The 19,104-nt window shown below is 34.5% G+C and carries 13 protein-coding genes; 2 read left to right on the top strand and 11 right to left on the bottom strand.

The features are described from left to right. Positions 1–139: 139 nt before the first annotated feature. The 3 genes from ACFPH8_RS14585 to ACFPH8_RS14575 form a co-directional block, all read right to left on the bottom strand. The gene (locus ACFPH8_RS14585; protein ID WP_376862127.1) at positions 140–5,512 is read right to left on the bottom strand and encodes an immunoglobulin-like domain-containing protein; all 5,373 of its coding nucleotides are present in this window, start codon (positions 5,510–5,512) and stop codon (positions 140–142) included. Between the two features lie 856 nt (positions 5,513–6,368). After that, positions 6,369–6,743: a GreA/GreB family elongation factor gene (locus tag ACFPH8_RS14580; protein WP_376862125.1), complete on the bottom strand. Its 375-nt coding sequence runs from the start codon at positions 6,741–6,743 to the stop codon at positions 6,369–6,371. A 376-nt stretch (positions 6,744–7,119) separates the two neighbouring features. Next, the gene (locus ACFPH8_RS14575; protein ID WP_376862123.1) at positions 7,120–7,704 is read right to left on the bottom strand and encodes a hypothetical protein; all 585 of its coding nucleotides are present in this window, start codon (positions 7,702–7,704) and stop codon (positions 7,120–7,122) included. Between the two features lie 366 nt (positions 7,705–8,070). On the opposite strand from ACFPH8_RS14575, the gene ACFPH8_RS14570 reads away from it, so the two are divergent. Next, positions 8,071–9,153: a mechanosensitive ion channel family protein gene (locus ACFPH8_RS14570; RefSeq protein ID WP_376862121.1), complete on the top strand. Its 1,083-nt coding sequence runs from the start codon at positions 8,071–8,073 to the stop codon at positions 9,151–9,153. 93 nt (positions 9,154–9,246) lie between these two features. Further along, entirely contained in the window at positions 9,247–10,065 is an 819-nt protein-coding gene (locus tag ACFPH8_RS14565; protein WP_248397951.1) for a universal stress protein, read from the top strand. Between the two features lie 75 nt (positions 10,066–10,140). Here the strand turns inward: ACFPH8_RS14565 and ACFPH8_RS14560 are convergent, their stop codons facing one another. From ACFPH8_RS14560 to ACFPH8_RS14525, 8 genes are all read right to left on the bottom strand, one after another. Then, the gene (locus ACFPH8_RS14560) at positions 10,141–11,595 is read right to left on the bottom strand and encodes an FAD-dependent oxidoreductase (protein ID WP_376862119.1); all 1,455 of its coding nucleotides are present in this window, start codon (positions 11,593–11,595) and stop codon (positions 10,141–10,143) included. Positions 11,596–11,774: 179 nt separating this feature from the next. Next, on the bottom strand, positions 11,775–12,227 hold the full coding sequence (locus ACFPH8_RS14555) for a hypothetical protein (protein WP_376862117.1): 453 nt from the start codon (positions 12,225–12,227) through the stop codon (positions 11,775–11,777). A gap of 166 nt (positions 12,228–12,393) precedes the next feature. Then, a complete protein-coding gene (locus tag ACFPH8_RS14550; RefSeq protein ID WP_376862114.1) occupies positions 12,394–13,017 on the bottom strand; it encodes a hypothetical protein in 624 nt (207 codons plus the stop codon). Positions 13,018–13,169: 152 nt separating this feature from the next. Further along, a complete protein-coding gene (locus ACFPH8_RS14545) occupies positions 13,170–16,622 on the bottom strand; it encodes a pyruvate carboxylase (RefSeq protein ID WP_376862111.1) in 3,453 nt (1,150 codons plus the stop codon). A gap of 12 nt (positions 16,623–16,634) precedes the next feature. Further along, a complete protein-coding gene (locus tag ACFPH8_RS14540) occupies positions 16,635–17,696 on the bottom strand; it encodes a hypothetical protein (protein WP_248397959.1) in 1,062 nt (353 codons plus the stop codon). Between the two features lie 118 nt (positions 17,697–17,814). Continuing rightward, a complete protein-coding gene (locus ACFPH8_RS14535) occupies positions 17,815–18,543 on the bottom strand; it encodes a phosphatase PAP2 family protein (RefSeq protein WP_376862107.1) in 729 nt (242 codons plus the stop codon). A gap of 26 nt (positions 18,544–18,569) precedes the next feature. Then, a complete protein-coding gene (locus ACFPH8_RS14530; protein WP_376862104.1) occupies positions 18,570–18,725 on the bottom strand; it encodes a hypothetical protein in 156 nt (51 codons plus the stop codon). A gap of 76 nt (positions 18,726–18,801) precedes the next feature. Further along, entirely contained in the window at positions 18,802–18,954 is a 153-nt protein-coding gene (locus tag ACFPH8_RS14525; protein WP_248397966.1) for a YqaE/Pmp3 family membrane protein, read from the bottom strand. Positions 18,955–19,104 lie beyond the last annotated feature (150 nt).

Below are 19,104 nucleotides of genomic sequence, written 5' to 3'. Positions count from 1 at the left end.
CACTCAAAAAAATAGGATAAGCAAATTTTAGCAGGTTATTTCGACCAGATATAATAAAATTGGGGTAAAAGGATGGTTTGCTTAAAAATTTTATGTCTATTATCAATAATTTAATAACTAAAATATAGTGTTTATAACCCTAATACTTAATAAGCACCTTTTTATTAATTATCCCGGAATCTGTTGTAACCTTAACAATATAAGTGCCTTCCGAAATACGTTTTACAGGAATGCGTACCGTTTTAGATGAATTATTAATTTCCCAAGAAAAAACGTCCTGCCCTAGCAAATTAATTAATCGCACCGTTTTAACTTGAATGGAACTTGGTGTTTTTATATAAATCTCATCAGGATTTTGAAGATAATTTATTGAGACATTATCGTACATGTTTTCGGTAATCGTCAATGTGTTAGCTTGGAATGTAATATAAAAGCGATTTGTATAAATTTCAGCATCTAATGCGTATACAAAATTGGTATCGTTAATTAAGGTATACGTTTGATATAAAGAGTCATATACAAAAACATCTATTTCAGTTTCGAAATTTTCTAAAGCCTTTAGTGAAATTTCAATATTACCTGAATTAGATAAAAATACACCTAATGGATACATTTTAGATTCATTAAAATCTCCAACCCCTTGAATTACATACTTTTCGTTATTAATCATCCAAGACACATCATTAGGGAGTGCTTCTGTATTTAAAGCATCATAGCCATAGTCAATAGCATCTGTTGCTAGTTGATTTGGTACAAAAGCTAAAAGTAAAGGTCTGTTAGCGCCTTCAGGGGTTTTAATATCTAACCGTATACGTTTAATAATATCTTCTCCTGAATTTAAATTATTTAATGGATTTCCTGGTCTCATAAATACCGAACCATTGTTTGCAGATCCAGTGACAGCTTCTTTAACAAAAATTCTTTGGTCATTTTCAAAAGTCACCTGTCCACCTGTACCATTTCCTTTTACATTAAAACCTTGTGATACAGAAATGTATCGTTCTGGAATTTTTGAAGGTGTTCCAAGTCCACTTATTTCTGGAGGTGAAACTGCTGGATTACCGCCAGAAAAATTGTAGGCAGCATAACCACCTTGATAATCTACCGTAATATGTGTGTTGTTAGTGGCGTAGTGCTCCCAAAAATAGATGGTTCCTTCAATACTACTATTATTGTCATTTATAAACTCATGTGCGTCAATAGCTGAAGGATATGGATTTCCAACTAAAGCTTCATATGTTGCGGTAATAGGTGTACTTATAGTCCCATTATTAGGTTTCCCTACAAAGGTGTAATTTTGTGATGTACCAGCATTACCACTACCTTTCATTAAATACCCCAAACCAACAGGGATTAAATCAGTCTCATTTATAGCTTGCCAATCTGCATAGGAGTTATATGGAAAATTTTCATATAAATACAACCACCTACTACTTAAAGAAATTGGATTGGTACTTGGGTTAGCATTATGTGCTGTTGTCCATAATACGGGTTGTTGGCCATCATACAAGACTTCTCCAACTGAAAAAGTGCTTCCATCTAAACTGACGGGCGAACTCCAGTAATTATAATTATAATAATTAGTTGTTCCTTGTTGGTCACGTTTTACTAATCCAGTTCCTGAATAATCAACAATACTCCCTGTTTCTTGTATTAATTGTGATTCTCCAACTAATTTTAAAACGGTATCTACACCATCAATAATTAAATAATCTGAAATAGTTAAACTCTGTCCATCTAATGGATCTGAATTTTCTATAGTTAATGTATTCGCATTTACGTCTAACCCGAGTAATGTAATATTGTTATTGCCAGAAGTTATATTATGCGATGTTCGTACTATATTCCAATCTACAGATGTTGCTCCATCAATCCCGATACTATTTGGTATAGCTTGGGAATTACCATAAAGCCAAGTGTTTGGATTTGTCCAATCGCCATCGGAGATACTTTGATAGGGTAGTGGTGCTGTTTCCGGTTGCAGAGTGGTCATGTATCTTAAAACACCTTCGACTCCTGAATTGCCATTAGAAACTAAATTACCGCCAGATAAATCGGTGTTTTGATTCATTTGATAATACCCGTTGAGGTCTGCCCAATTAAGTCCAGAAATATCGTTTGGTACAACAGAGCCTTTAACAAGTGTATTATCTTCAATTTCTTGATTCATCATTTTACGAATCTGATCTTGTGTTAATGCTACATCCCAAATTCGTAATTCGTCTAATCCGCCATCAAAATAATTAAGTGGTATAAACGGACTTACAGTATTATCCATCGCACCTAAAATGCAATCGGCTGAATTGGATACTGGTGCTGTGGTGTCAAAAACGCTGTTTAGTTCAATGCCGTCTATATACAATTTGTATTCTGAACCATCATAAGTTGCTGCAATATGATACCATTGGTTGGTGTTTATTTCATGAGGCGAAGCAGAAACAAATTGACTATTATTCCAATGAAAAGAGATGGCATTATTCACCAATCTTAAATCATAACCATTAATTAAATTATTGCCTTCTCGTTTAGAGAGAATAGTTTGAATAGTGTTGTTCGTTTGATCAGATTTTACCCAGACTTCAATTGAAAATGAACTTTCTAAATTATAATTATCCCTAAACGTAATATTATCATCTACGCCATCAAAATCCAACGCATTACAACCGATAAAAATCACCTCTATACTGCTAGCGGTATCAATACATGGTTCTGGATTGTCAATGCTCCAGGTAAGGGTGTAGGTTTCTCCAATATCACCTGTGAAAGTAGAGGTAGGATTGTTTTCATCAGAAAACGAAAAACCGCTAATTTGTCCAGATGTTACACTCCAAGTTCCAATGGCATTAATTCCATTTACAGCACTCCCGTTTAAAGAAATGGTTGTATTGGTACAAACTGTGTTCGTAAAATCGGATCCAGCATTGGCTGGAGCATTATAATCATTTACAATTATGATTAACGGATCACTTGTTTGAGGTTGGGCACATATTGAAGCATCTGAAGTCATGATAACCGTTACTTCGTCAGCATTGTTTAAAAAAGATGTTGTAAAAATATTTCCTGTTTCGCCAGGAACATCAATTCCATTAATTTGCCACTGATAAGTTGGTGTTGTTCCGCCATTTACTGGCATTGCTGTAATACTGATTTCTTGATTTTGACATATCGGATTAATCGGAGTTGAAATACTTACTGATGAATTATCTGCAGCATCAGTTATCGTGACTGTGGCTTCACAGGTACTAAAATTCCCTGAAGGATCTGTTGCTATAAGCGTTACGATGTTTGTGCCAATATGACTACAATCAAAAATGTCTTGTGATAAGGATAATATAACATTGCAATTATCTGATGAGCCATTATCTATATCAGTAGGTAATAATGTTGCCAATCCTGTCGTAGGATCTAATTGCATCGTGAAATCTTGACAAAAAACTTCAGGAACTTCTATATCATTTACGGTTATTGAGAAAGAGCATGAGTCTGAATTGCCAAGAGAATCTGTTACAGTATATTCTAAGATTGTGGTACCTACAGGAAATGCATCACCTGAAGTTAATCCCGTAGTATCGGTTTGTGTAACAGTTTCTCCTGGGCAATTATCACTAGATGTTACGCTATAATTTATGATAGCAGAACAAAGCCCAGCATCATTATTAACAATTATATCTGTAGGGCATATTATGGTTGGTGTAGTTGTATCCACAACATTTACGGTTCTAATAACTTCAGTAGCTGAATTCCCTTCTATATCCATAACATTGTAGGTTACGGTATAAGAACCAGTAACACTAGTGTTTACTGATGTTACATCAATTATAATATCTGTTGAGTAATCGGTACCAAAGCAAGGATCAATTGCGGTTGCATTTAGTTCAATATAAGGAGAACACGCTTCTATAATTTGGGGATCATCTCCTAATAAAGTGATGACAGGTCCCGTAGTATCTACAATTTCAACCATTCTAATAACCTCTATAGCCACATTTGCTGTTGGAACGGCGTTGTCTGTAACATTATATGTTACAGGATAAGTTCCAATCATTCCGAAATTTACAGCGGATATATCTACAACAATATCTCCAGAAAAATCAGTTCCGAAACATGGGTCAATAGCTGTAGCTCCTAATTCTACATAGGTATCACAGGCTTCAATAATTTGTGGATCATTGCCTATTAATACTATAACAGGTTCATTAATATCAACAACTTCAATTGTTCTTGTTATTTCAGAAGTTGTATTTCCACTAGCATCCATAACATTATAGGTAACCGTATAAAAACCAAGTACACTTGTGTTTACAGAGGAATTATCAATAATCACATTCCCTGAAATATCTCCAAAACATGGATCTATTGCTTCGGCACCAAGTTCCCTATAGGTAGAGCAATCACCAATTACAAAAGGGTTTGGGCCAATGAGGCTTAATGTTGGTGAAGAAGTATCCACCACATTGACTGTTCTAATAACAGTACCAGCATTTAAACCATTAGAATTGGTTACATTATAATACACATTATAGGTGCCAACTACATTTATGTTTATTTCGGACGTATCTATAACAATATTTCCACTAATATCTCCCGAGCAGGTGTCATTGGCTGTCGCTCCATATTCGATGTAGGGACTGCATGCTTCCAAAGTAACAGGGTCAGATCCTACTAAGGTAATCGTTGGAATTTGATTATTATTAACAATAATGTCCATTGAGCAAGTTGCTGTTCTGTTTGCAGAATCAGTAACCGTAAAGGTTACGGTTGTTGTACCAATTGGATAGGTGCCACTGGCATTAGCTCCTCCAGCATTATAATCGTTTGTTATTGAACTTACAGTACAATTATCTGAAGCTATCACTGGTGGAATAGTAACCAATGCGTCACATTGACCTGAATCTGTATTTACTGTTATAGCTGTTGGACATGTTATGGTTGGGTTTTCCTCATCGGTCACAATAATATCTTGTAAGCATGTAGAAAAATTACCAGCCGCATCAGTAACAACCCATGTAACTGTGGTTGTTCCGATAGGAAATAAAGAGCCAGCTGGTACACCTGTTGGTACGGTAGACAAGCCCGAACACGCATCAAAAGCAGTTGGAAATACATTTAATCCAAACATATCTACATAAGCAGTACACAACCCTGCGTCATTAACAGTAGTTATATCAGCTTGACAAACTACTATTGGCGGTGTAAAATCGGTAACGGTAACATCAAAAGTACAACTTGATGAATTTCCAGCTGCATCTTCAATTTCATAAAGTATGGTTGTAGTTCCAGCTAAAAATGTTACTGAATTCATGTTGTGGATTCCAGTAGCAGGACTGCTTCCATTGGTGGCACCAGACAATGTGTAAGTTTGTAAAACAATAGGGCCGCATAAATCAGTAGTTGCTGGTTCTAAATAATTTAGGCTGGGAGCATGTGGACAAGAAGCTGTAATATTACTAGGACACGTGATTGATGGTGGTGTTACATCCGGAGCACATTGCCCATGAATGTATGATCCCATAAAGAGAAAAAATAAGATGAAGTAAAATTGTTTTAATTTCAATTTATATCTTTAAATGTAAATTCCATAGGAATAATCATACCGCTCCTGTTGGAACTTTTAAAGATAAGATTATAAAGAGTTTAGTCAAAAATAATCGGTTAAAGGATTGATTTATAAGAGTAAGTAAAATATAGACAGAATTATATGTCAAAAAAACGTACATTTACCCTTCAATAATTAATAATCAGAAAGTCAAAAGTGCATACGTTTTTGCATACGATTTCAAAATAAAACAGCTCGCAAGCCCAGTGTTTGTGTTGCTAATGTAGTTCAAAACGGGCTCATAACCCGAAGGTCACTGGTTCGAGTCCAGTTCCCGCTACGAAGCTTAAGGCTAATTAAATCAAAGGGTTGTGTTCGCACAACCCTTTTTTTATGTCTTCTATTTTAAGTTTTATATTGCAGGTACATGATTCAGTACATGATTTGCCTATGATACCCAACTAAAGCGAACCTGAAATTTACACGGGCAAATTGGATGTTAACCACCGCTTTTAAGCAAACGCTGGCACGTCTATTATTCCTGTCGAAATCCTGAAACGGGCATGCTCGAGCGGATGAAAAATGTTTATGGCATAGCTAATAGATATAAAACTAAAGAAGACCGGCTTGTAGTAGGAGATGTTATGGAATGAAACGGCTACTTACCATGAACTCGATATCCAAGGCGTATTGAACTCAATCTTACATGAAAAAGAATTGATTGGCCGAAGGGTGAGTAAGAATTGGTTTCATCAAAAAAAAACTGATACTGATATAATTAAAAAGAGCCTTTGCTGTTATAACGCAAAGGCTCTTTTCTTTTTTCCGACGGTTAAAAATTTTCAACCGTTAAAATTTCTAATTTTCTTTCACCATCTTTAAAAGGCCAATTTATTATATCGCCTACCTGTCTGCCAACCGTGGCAACGGCCACATCACATAAAATAGATAATTTTCCTTTTTTATTGTTTGTTTTAGTGGTAGCCACAAACATATATTCTTTTTCATTGTTATCCGTGTAATCTTTAATTTTTACACGTCGGTTTACTGTAACAACATCATTTGGTAAGTCTCGCCTAAGTACTTGTTTGGCTTCTCTTAGTTCTTGAAGTAATAATTCTTCTTCTTGTTTAGTTACTTTCTTTCTGCGGACATGATCTTTAATCATATCGTATATTCCTGTTGTTAAAATTACATTTTTAGACATAATATTTTTTTTTGAATTTCCTTCTTAATACTATGTAGATGTGACTCAATCATTCATAATAGTGCAGCGCATACGGAGCTCCTATATTGAGTGCTAATAGTTGTGTTAAGAAGAAAAAAGATTAAAATTTGAAAATAATAAAGAGTTGCCCTGTTCTTGAGTCGAAACAGGGATTAATTAATAAACTCTTTTGAATTTTTTAAAAAAATATCGTCATGTAAGTACGACAATGACAGCGCAAACCCTAAGGGTTTTTTTTTGGTATATAAAAAGTACATAGCTGTCATTTGTTTAAAAATTAATGAGTTACAAAGGTATTCAATATATTCAACATTAACAATATAAAAGCTTCTAAACTGTATAATAAACATGTGTTCTACAGGTTTCGTACAATTAACTCACCTACACTAGTTTTTAAATGCGCATGGTTGTTTAATTCCACGTACTTTATTAAATATTTCGAAAACCATTTTAAATCGTTCAAAACATATTTTTCATCTTCATCGTCAAACCCAAGAATTTGATGTTTCCTTTCTTCGTTGTCAATTAAATACAGATTGCCTTCAAACGTTTCTTCGTCAATTTGTTCAATAGTGTACTCAAAATCTATTATGTTTTTTAAATCCAAAATATATGCGCCAAAATCGTTTTTTACTTTAATTGCTTTATCCTCAAGTAGTATGAAGTTGTTATTTGATTGTTTTTTAGATCGTGTTCTTGAATAGTTATAAAACCCTGTTCCGAACAAAAATATAATGGCGGCTATTATTTTCCCACGATATTCCGCGTTGTTTATAAGCATGAATATAGAAATTCCGAGAGCTGCAATTATGGGAAGTAGTACCAGTCCGATAAGCGTTCCGAAATCTGTTTTCGACTTCCCAATAATTATTTTACCGTTGTCATTTGAATAAGAAATTTTGTGCCTTTTCAATTTAGATTCTAAAACTGAAGTATTCATTTATTGTTGTTGGTTAAATTTGGTCCTTATTGTTTTTTTTAGCTTATAGAAAAGGTCTTATCCCGTTATTAATGCAAGTATATATAAAGTTTTGTGTTAGTGGTATCATGTAAAGGTAATTTTTTTAAGGCAGTATCCCATGGCCAGCTTGGTTGTTGCACATTTTTTGTTTAAAATATCATGAACTAATTGTATGTTTGATTCCAAATTGCATAACCCGTGTGTATTTCAAAACAACTTGAATTGGATACCACTTATATAATGATGAGATTGTTATTTTTAAATAAGGAAGATAATTGTCGTAATTTAGGCGTCACGTTTAAATTTGATAAAAAACTTTAAATAAGGATTAGCACGAAACTAATTATGATAGAATTTTTAGAAACATATAAACAGAATATTATTTACGGGACAATAGTTATTGTTGCAATTATCGTGTTACGAATGCTGACAAATAAATTGCATCATTGGTTAGCTAGAGAAAAGCAGCGAAAATTTCCCGGAGAAGAATCCACATCGTTGCGGTTACTAAAGCGTATTCTTAACACCTTATGGGTTGTTTTAGGAATAATAGCCTTGAGTTACTTGGTGTTAGATGAAAGTCGACATAATGCACTTACAGACGATTTTAAAATAGTTCTGTATATAGGAGTTGTTTTGGCACTCACCATAATTGCGGCTTCAACTGCGAATATGTGGTTTAAATATGATATCCAAAAAAAGATTGAAAACGAACACGATCCAACCAGTTTTAAATTTTTAAGATACGTTGTTCTTGTTGTTATTTATTTTGTTGGTATTCTTCTGTGTCTTTTAGCCTTTCCTTCGCTTAAAGGTGTTGCACAAACGGCTTTGGGTGGAGCAGGAGTATTAGCGCTTATAGCGGGTCTTGCAGCACAAGAAGCCTTGGCAAATGTTATTGGGGGGTTGTTTATAATTACTTTTAAACCTTTTAGAATTGGCGATCTTATCAAAGTAACAGATGCCATGGTTGGTAGAGTTACCGATATTACATTACGGCATACCGTCATTCGTAATTTTGAAAATAAGATGATTGTTATTCCAAACTCCATAATCAATAAGGAAAAGTTGATTAATTATGATATGGGCGAACTTAAATGTTGTGAACGTATTGAGATTGGTATATCCTATGATAGTGATATTGATGTAGCCAAAAAAATCATGCAAGAAGAATGTGAGAGACATCCACTTATTTTAGACAACCGTACAGAGTTAGAGATAAAAGAGGGTTTACCGGTAGTAAAAACAGCGCTTATACAATTAAATGACTCTTCAATGACCATAAGAGCTTGGACCTGGGGAAGAACCTACAGTGATAGCTTTCAACTTAAAATTGACGTTTTAGAAAGTATTAAAAAACGCTTTGATAAAGAAGGGATTGAAATTCCATTTCCTTATAGAACTATTGTAATGAAAAAAGAGAATTAGAAATTAAAAGTTACTATAAATTGCTGCTTTTTGGCTACAAAACAAGTTGTAAAGCAATAAAATTCATTAAATTTAACCCTAAATACATATAACATGAAAAATATTATTATACCTGTCGACTTTTCAAAGCAGTCAGAATTTGCATTAGAAACGGGAGCTATTTTAGCAAAAAAACATAACGCAACACTCCATGTTTTGCACATGCTAGAATTGTCAGATTCGTTAATTTCACAGTCTGATTCTGATAATAAAAACGAAATGTTGTTTATGGTTGCTTTAACTAAAAAGAAGTTTGAACCATTTTTGGATAAAGATTATTTAGAAGGTGTTACAGTACAACCGGTTATTAAACGACATAAAGTTTACAATGAAGTTGATGCTTTTGCCAAAGAAGTAGAGGCAGATTTAATTGTTATGGGATCGCAAGGTCTTACATTGCAGGATGGAATTTTTGCAGGTTCTAATGCAGAAAAAATGGTGCGTAATAGTAGTACGCCTGTTTTAATTGTAAAATCTAGTCCTAAAGATTTTAATTTAAGTAATGCCATTTTTGCTACAGATATGAGTATTGAAAGTGTGCCAGTTTACGAGAGAGCCAGTGCTGTTTTCTCAAATTTAGGAGTTACCATGCAGCCTGTTTATGTTAATAGACCATTTAATGATTTTATAAACACCAAAGAATTTAATGCCAAAAGACAGAAGTTTGCAGAAGCTGGAGGTTCAAATAAGGTTAAGTTTATAGCCGGACATACCATTGAAGACGGATTGATTCAATATGCCGAAGAAATTAATGCAGGTGTTATTGGAATAAGTACAAATGCCAGAAAAGGACTAAACCGTCTATTAAGAGGAAGTATTTCTGAAGATTTAGCAAACCAATCTAAATTACCAGTAATGACATTTAAATTGTAGAAAAATTGTCTTAAAACGGCGTAAAATATAATTTTATAAGCATCACTATCCACCAAAAGATAGTGATGTTTTGTTTTAAGAATCCTTGTTTTTTAAGCAACGCCCTCTGGGTTCGTTACCTTCAAAGAGTACTACGTCGGAATGGAGAAAATTTGCAGCCGCTGCAGAATCTTTTACTTTGGAAGCACTGCGTGCTAACATCTCGGATTCAAACTCTTGTAAAACAGTTTTTTTAATACCAACAATACGCCATTGTGTTAAAGGTCTACAGCCTTTTGAAATTCCACGAGCCAAAGCTAGTGCATCAAGAAGCGCTTGATTTGCACCTTGACCTTTAAAAGGACTCATGGGGTGAGCCGCGTCTCCAATTAACGTTGTTTTTTGACCTTTTTCTAACAAATTTGATGTCAATAACTCACGGTCGTAAACTGGATATCCAGAAATTTGATTGGCATCCGTAGCTGCCATAATTTGCGGAATGGGATCATGCCATTGGGTTCTACGGCAGGCTTCTTCTTTGAGGGCTTGAGAGCCGTTATCGCTTAAGGCTTGGGCCTCTTTTTCGGTCATGGGGAAACTTAATTGCCACATAATAGAGTCGGAAGAAAACGGCATCATATAAATACGTTCGTGGCCATTGGCTGTTTGAAAAACCGTGGCCGAATCCAATAGATCACTAGTTATGCCTTTAAGAGCTGCCAACGGACAAATGCCTAATATTACAATGCAATCCAGATAGCGTAAAGGTGTCTTGTTATTGCCAATCAATACATGCCTGACAGAACTTCGGATGCCATCCGCGCCTACAACAAGATCTGCTTTGGCGTTTTTTATTTTGCCATTCACGTCAAAGGTTAAATTGATACCTTGATCGTCTTCACTAAAATTGGTTAACTGATGCCCCCATTTTACTAGGTTATGTCCACCGAGTTGCTCTAGCAGTGCCAAACGTAAAGCTTGTCGTGCTATATGAATGTTAGTGCGTTTTGGTGGTAATTTTTCATTGGAATCCACCCATTTCCTAATTCCCCATTCGCCAATCACCTTGCCGTCTGTTGTATGCACCACATGTCTTGTTGAAACTATACCGTCTTCTAAAGAAAAGATACCAAAACCTTCAATTGCCTTACTGGCTTGTTGCAAGGTAAGTCCATAGCCTTGAGATCGTGCATTAAAATTGGTGTCGCGTTCATAAAGTGTAAACGGGATGCCACGGTGTAAGCAAGCTACGGCAAGCGCAACGCCTCCAATTCCGCCACCAATAATAGCAACATGCGGATAATTTTCGGTGTCTGGAATAGGGTTGCTATCGGCTGGAATTAAACCTGAGCCATTGCAATTTGTGCATGGATTTAAATGGCCTTTCGGCTTTACAGGTGTAATTCCCTGGCTGTGGTTTTTTTCAAATGCTTCTAGTGCCTTCCTATATTGAAGTCGCACCTTCTTGCGAAGCCGTTGTCTTTTTTTTCCAAGTCCATGACATTCGTGGCAGGTAGTCCAATATGTTTTGCCTGTATTGGTTTTATTCACTTTTAAGGTAGTTAACGTGATTTTCTTAATGATGTGATTGAAATAAAAGACATTATGTGAAACATATTTCAATGGAAATCTCGGCAAAAATAATCTAAATTTTCCCGAATGTAAAAAGTCTCAAATTAATATGTAATTTGAGACTTTTAGTTTTTCTACTAGTGCTGTATTAATTAGTATTAAATACCACGTTTGTCGTTATCATTGGCCCATTCGCGGTATTTTTTATATTGCGAATCATTTAAAATGTCTTTCAGAATGTCATCTTCTTTTTTAATACGTTCATTGGCTGATAATTTATCATAAGGACTATCATCATCTGATTTCCACCAATCTTCTAGCGCTTTTTCATATTGCTGAATTTGTGGTTCAGTCATACTAAACGTTTTATAAAGGTGTTGTTGTCTTTCCGGATTGTCTAAATCCCAATTAACATTTAAACTGTCTTTATTGGCGTCTAAAATGTATTCTTCCTCTTTAAAATTCCCGCTTTCTTCATAATTGGTGGTTTTGGTCAATTCTTCATTCATCGGGTTTTGTTCCACATCTGCATTTTTATCAGACGGTTCATTCTTACATGATACCGCAAATGCAAAAAATAGAATAGCCATTAGGTTGCTTATAGTTTTCATAATTGTATTTATTAAGTGTTATACCGTAAAATACGGTTGATTATTGAAAAATATTTGCTCTAATGAAAATAATTTTAACGGTATATATTTTTAAACCTGATTTAACTTAAAAAAAATAGCCCTGCAAATTATGAGGGTTATTTTGATAGTTATTACCTATTTTACTTTAATTATCTAGTTCAAAATAATCGACAACCGCATGGTAATCATTAAAGTCAATGTCAATTTTTGCTTTGTTGGCTGCGCTCATTTCTATCATAAATATTTCTAAAATGAAAGAGTCTGGTCTTTCGGCCATAGGAACGGAACTGTTATTCCAGCCATTTGTAGTTTTAGACATGGAAAGTTCATTTCTGGAAAGTAATAACTCAAATTTTAAGCCATAATTGTTATCTACGCCAAACACATAAGGTAAATGTTTTTTCTCACCATAATTGGTTCCCGTTGGTCTTCCGTATGCAATTACAACATAATCTGGATCGCTTATTCCGATGTTTCCTGTCAGCGAAGCTGGGATACTGTATACAGTATGACTATTATTGCCGCCATAATGATAGCTGCCGTCCCAATCTGTGTCTGCAACTGTAATAACATATTTACTTGCATTAGCACTCCCTGATTCACCCTGTTCACCTTGTGGTCCTTGTTCACCTTGAATGCCTTGGGCTCCATCGGCTCCATCTGTGCCATCTTCCGGGGAGCATGAGAAACTAAACGTTATTAGTACTGCCGCAAGCACTAGTTTAGACTTAAAAAAAATAGATTTAATTGTGGTTACATGTGTTTTCATGATTCTTAATTATTTAAATTTATAAATGAATCTTTTAATGTCAATAAGTTTTAAAAGGTTAACATGAAATATGAAAAAAGCCAGAAAATAATTTCTGGCTTTCAAAATTTTCAAGAATATTATCAGAAATATTCTGTTTAAGGTTTTTTATGTTACTCCATACTGAGAACTAAATCATCTTGCATGACCATAGTGCCTTCTTTTAAAACAATAGACTTTACTTTCCCAGCTTTAAAGGCGGTTACCGTTGTTTCCATTTTCATGGCTTCAATTATAAATAACGGATCGTTTTCTTTAATTTGTTGTCCGCGTTTTACCAAAACTTTAGTTAAGGATCCTTGTAAGGGTGCGCCTATGTGATTAGAGTTCTCAGGATCAATTTTTATATGTTCTTCTTTTTTAATATTTAACGAGCGGTCTAAAACTTCTACAAAACGGTTTTCGCCATTCACACTAAAAAACACAATACGAACACCATCTTCGTTAGGAATACCTACGGAAAGTAATCTTACAATAATTGTTTTCCCTGGCTCCAATTCTATCAGCGTTTCTTCGCGTTGTTTCATGCCATAGAAAAAATTCTTGGTAGGAACCAGTGCTAAATTTCCGTACAGTTTGTAGTTTTCATGTGCTTGTTCAAACACTTTTGGATATAATGTGTAGGATAAAAAATCTTCAATTTCTAAAGCGCGTGTAAATCCTTTTTGAAATTTCTTTTTAAAATCTTCGTATTCTAAATCGAAATCTATGGGCCTTAAATGAGCATTCGGTCTATCAGTATATGGTTTCTGATTTTTAAGAATAATTTTTTGTAGTTCTTTTGGAAAACCACCTGTTGGTTGACCTAAGTCACCTCTGAAGAAACTAATAACCGATTCTGGAAATGATATTTCACTACCACGTTCCATAATATCCTGCGGTTTCAAATTATTAGTCACCATAAAAATGGCCATATCACCAACCACCTTACTGCTTGGCGTTACTTTAATTAGATTGCCAAACATGTGGTTCACTTCCGTATACATTTTTTTCACGTCGTCAAAACGATCACCTAATCCTAAAGCAATGGCTTGTGGACGTAAGTTGGAGTACTGACCGCCTGGAATTTCATGTCTGTAAACCTCGGCTGTACCCGCTTTTAAACCGGATTCAAATGGGTAATATAATTCGCGTGTATCTTCCCAAAAGTTTGAAAATTGATTCAGCTTATCCATATCAAAAGCATGAGCACGTGGTTCATACTTCATCATTTCTACAACCGAATTGAAGTTGGGCTGCGATGTTAATCCAGATAAACCACCTAAAGCCACATCCACAACATCTACGCCAGCTTCTATGGCTTTTAAATAGGTTGCAGATTGCAAGGATGAGGTATCGTGCGTATGTAAATGAATAGGAAGATTTACCGCATCTTTTAAAGCGGCAACCAATTCGGTTGCTGCATATGGTTTTAATAAACCAGCCATATCTTTAATGGCAATCATATGCGCACCGGCATTTTCTAAATCTTTGGCTAATTGTGTATAGTATTTTAAATTGTATTTGGTTTGTTTCACATCTAAAATATCATCCGTATAACTGATAGCCGCTTGGGCAATTCCGCCCGTTCTATTACGAACATAATTGATGCTTGGTTCCATGGCTTTAACCCAGTTTAGGGAATCGAAAATCCTGAAAACATCCACACCATTCTCCCATGATTTCTCAACAAACTTCTCAATTAAATTGTCTGGATAGGCTTTATAACCAACACCATTACTACCGCGAAGGAGCATTTGAAAAAGTATGTTTGGAACGGCTTTTCGTAACTCCCGTAATCTGGTCCAAGGGCTTTCATGTAAAAAGCGTAAGCACACATCAAATGTGGCGCCACCCCAAACTTCCATACTAAAGGTATTTGGATGATTTTTAGCATAACTTTCTGCTACTTTCATCATATCAAACGTCCGCATACGGGTTGCCAATAATGATTGGTGCGCATCACGCATGGTGGTGTCTGTATAATGGATTTTAGTATCGTTCTTAAGCCATTCACAAAATTTTTCTGGGCCTAATTCCGTTAGTAAGTTTTTTGTGCCTTTTGGATAGGGTTCATTTATATTGAATTTAGGAACTTTTGGGTTTCTAAAAATTTTACTGTCATCTTTATGTTTTACATCCGAATTTCCATTGACTATCACTTCACCTAAAAACTGTGTGACCTTGGAGGTTCTATCTTGTGGTAATTTAATATTGAAAAGTGACGGTGTATTTTGTATAAAATTAACCGTGACATTACCTTGTTTAAAGGTATCATGCTGAATAACATTTCGTAAAAAGTGAATGTTGGTTTTAACACCACGCACACGAAATTCTTTTAAAGCACGAACCATTTTTCGTACAGCGCCATCCAATGTTCTACCATGAGCCGAAACTTTTACTAGCATAGAGTCGAAAAAAGGACTCACACTATATCCTTGATAAATACTTCCTGCATCTAAGCGAATTCCCATTCCAGCAGCACTTCTGTAGGTGGTTATGGTTCCGTAATCTGGTGTAAAATTATTTGAAGGATCTTCCGTGGTTAAACGACACTGTAAGGCAAAACCGTAAGTTCGTAACGAGTCTTGTTCGTAAATTTTAATTTGCTGATCAGATAATTTGTAGCCACCTGCAACAAATATTTGTGTTTTAACCAAATCAATTCCAGTAACCATTTCCGTAACCGTATGTTCTACTTGAATTCTAGGGTTAACTTCAATAAAATAGACATTATCAGCTTTGTCTACTAGAAACTCAACGGTTCCAATATTGTTATAGTTTACCTCTTCAGCAATACGGACAGCATATTTGTATAACGATTGTTTTACGTTTTCTGAAATATTAAAAGAAGGTGCAATTTCAACTACTTTTTGATGCCGTCTTTGAACTGAACAATCGCGTTCAAATAAATGGCGAATATTACCGTGATTATCGGCTACAATTTGAACTTCTATATGTTTTGGATCTTCAACATATTTCTCTAGAAACATGGTGTCATCGCCAAAAGCATTTAGGGCTTCGTTTTTAGCGGAATCGAAATTTTGTTCTAAATCTTCCGGCTTGCGAATAATACGCATACCGCGACCACCACCACCGGATGCAGCTTTCAACATTAGTGGGTAACCTATGTTTTTGGCTTCAGAAACAGCAATTTTTAAAGAGGTTAATTTCTTTTTATTGCTTTCAATAATAGGAACCTTGCATTTTACTGCAATTTTTTTAGCGGTAATTTTATCGCCCAAGGCATCCATAACATCTGGATTTGGACCAATAAAAATAATTCCGTTTTGAGCACATTTTCTAGCAAATTCTGAATTCTCTGAAAGGAAACCGTAACCTGGATGAATAGCATCTACATGTTTAGATTTGGCTAGTGCAATAATTTCATCACTGTTTAAATATGGTTTTAAGGGTTGGTTGTCTTCACCAATTTGGTAGGATTCATCGGCTTTATTTCGGTGTTGTGAATAGCGATCTTCGTAGGTGTAAATAGCAACCGTATCCAAATTTAATTCGGTACAAGCACGTAAAATACGTATGGCAATTTCACCTCTGTTTGCAATTAATACTTTTTTAATTTTCATGTCTTGTCCGTTTTATTTGATGATATAAGGATTTTCATTTTTGTAATTTCTAACAATAAAATCGATGGCATTAGCTAACAATTCCCCCATATTTTTAGATTTTTTAAAATTGACATCACCAACCAAATCAAACAATCCTTTTTTGAGTTGCTTTACTTTTTCTGGTGTTGATATATTGTCTTCTCTCATGCAATTTAAAAGGTGTTCCAAGCGCTCATGTTCACTGGTAGCACGTTTTGCGAGTAAGGATCGTTCTTCTAATTCATATTGTACTATAGATTCAGGCGCTAAAACCTCCAAGCTTAATTTTACTAAAGCATTGTTTTCTTTTAAAAACTGCGGTTTATAAACTTTAGGGTTCCCTTCATAACTTTGCTGATCAAAATCGACAGCGCGAATGCGGTATTGTACACGGTCAAAATCTTGTGTAATAACCACCACATAATTATAGGAACGCATATCTGCTAAAAGCCTTACAAAACAACGCTCGTTGAACTTTACAAACTCTTTGGCCAATGCGCGTTTATCTTGGTCAGATAGTTTTTCTAAATGCTCACTAATAAAGGTGTCGCCAGCAATTCCAGAGATGTGTTCTTCAATTAAGGTGTCTTTATGAACCAGAAATGTAATATGATTAGGCGATAGTAAATGCTCCAATTCCAGTCCGTAAACACGGGAAGCATCAGCTTTTTTCACATATAGAAAAATGTAATTATCGTTTAAAACATTCCTCACTTTTATGCGAAACGGTTTGGTATTACCAAAGGTGCAAAAGTCTATACTATCAATATTGAGGTAAGGAATTAAGCTATCGCTTCCATCGGAATGCAGAATGGAATACATTTGTTTTAGGCTGTATTCTATTTCGTCACGTTCATGTTCGGCAAAATAGGTTCGAATCCATAAGGTATCATTATCATTTTCATCTAGAATTTCTACAGCACCTTGGAAGCGCAGTAAATCGTCATAAAAAATAGGGATTTTAATATTTCGTCCTTGCGCAGTCAGGTAATCCGACAATAATGGCGTGATAGGAAAGGCGGGTTTTTTTTTGGAAATGAGTTTTTTATCCACGATATATGAGCTATGCGTCCGAAGATAAATTTAATATTATTTAAAACCAATAATCTAACCTCAAAAAATAAGAGCCTGTTTATTTAATTTAAACACCTTCAGATTAATACAATTAATCTCATGTTTTTGGATCTTTACCAAACACTGTAATTATGCTAAATACAATAGCACAAAAAATAACCCAAATGAAACCTGCTACAAAGCCACCAAGAATATCAGATGGAAAATGCACGCCAAGGTAAATGCGACTAATACCAATACTAAATATAAGAAATATTAAAAGTGTAATTATGGTAAATTTTAAAAATCTATGAATTTTAAAACCATAAAACAGAAAAATTAGAAATCCGTAAAATGCCATAGCTGTCATGGCATGACCGCTTGGATAACTCAATGTTTTAACAGTTACTAAATGTTCTAATTCGGGTCTAGATCTATTTATAATTTGTTTTAAAATTAAATTAGAACTCAAGGCTAATAGCATCACCAGGCTTAACTGAACGACGTAGTTCCAACTTTTTAAAATTAGGTAGAATAATATAGTGCATAAAGTAAAAACTATTAAATACCCATAGATATCGCCTACTTCAGTTATAAAAGTGAAATATTGTGTCAAGGATTCGGACCTGTACGATAAAATGAATCTAGTAACAGCAGTATCAAACTGCGCTATAGAATCCGTTTTTAGATTTTCAGTTAATTCAATAAATAGATTTATACCACCAATAATAAGAAATAACGCTAATCCTAAAATTAAGAAATAGGGTATTTGGTTCTGATATTTACTATGCCAATGTTTAAGAAGTTGCTTAAGTTGTTTAAGAGCAAATTTAATTAGTTTTAGCATAATGGCATGGCGAAATCTATAAGATATTAATCATTTTCTTTTGAAGCCCGTTTTTTTCTATCCTCGTCTGATTTCCCATATTGATTATAGTGATCTTTTTTTTGGGCACCTTTTTCGTTAGTTGCGTTTTGATGCAAGGTCTTTTCGTGCTCTGTTTTTGGATTTTCTTTGTCGTTTGTCATAATATATGAAATTAAATGATTGTGAAATTATTAAATAATCTATTCCTTTTAATTTTATAAAGTGGGGTTTTGAAAATTAATCAGTTACTATAAAAGCATGAATAACTCCAGGAATCCACCCAATTATTGTTAAAAGAATGCTAATTAAAAAAGCACTTCCTAAACCTTTTTGCATAAAAACAGATAAAGGCGGAAGTAAAATATTTAAAATGATAGTTAGTAATGACATAATAATTTAGTGTTTAAAGTTTAAATTAGCATAAAGATATTAGAATACTTGATGTTTTATTAACTGCATTCAATTCAACTTTAACTGTTTAAATTATTTTAAAACGAATTAAACCTGCTTACTGAAATTTAAGAGCAACTGGTCAAGCAC

Source organism: Bizionia hallyeonensis (genome assembly GCF_042657385.1).
Lineage (GTDB): Bacteria > Bacteroidota > Bacteroidia > Flavobacteriales > Flavobacteriaceae > Algorimicrobium > Algorimicrobium hallyeonense.
This window is presented reverse-complemented; position numbering and strand designations above follow the sequence as displayed.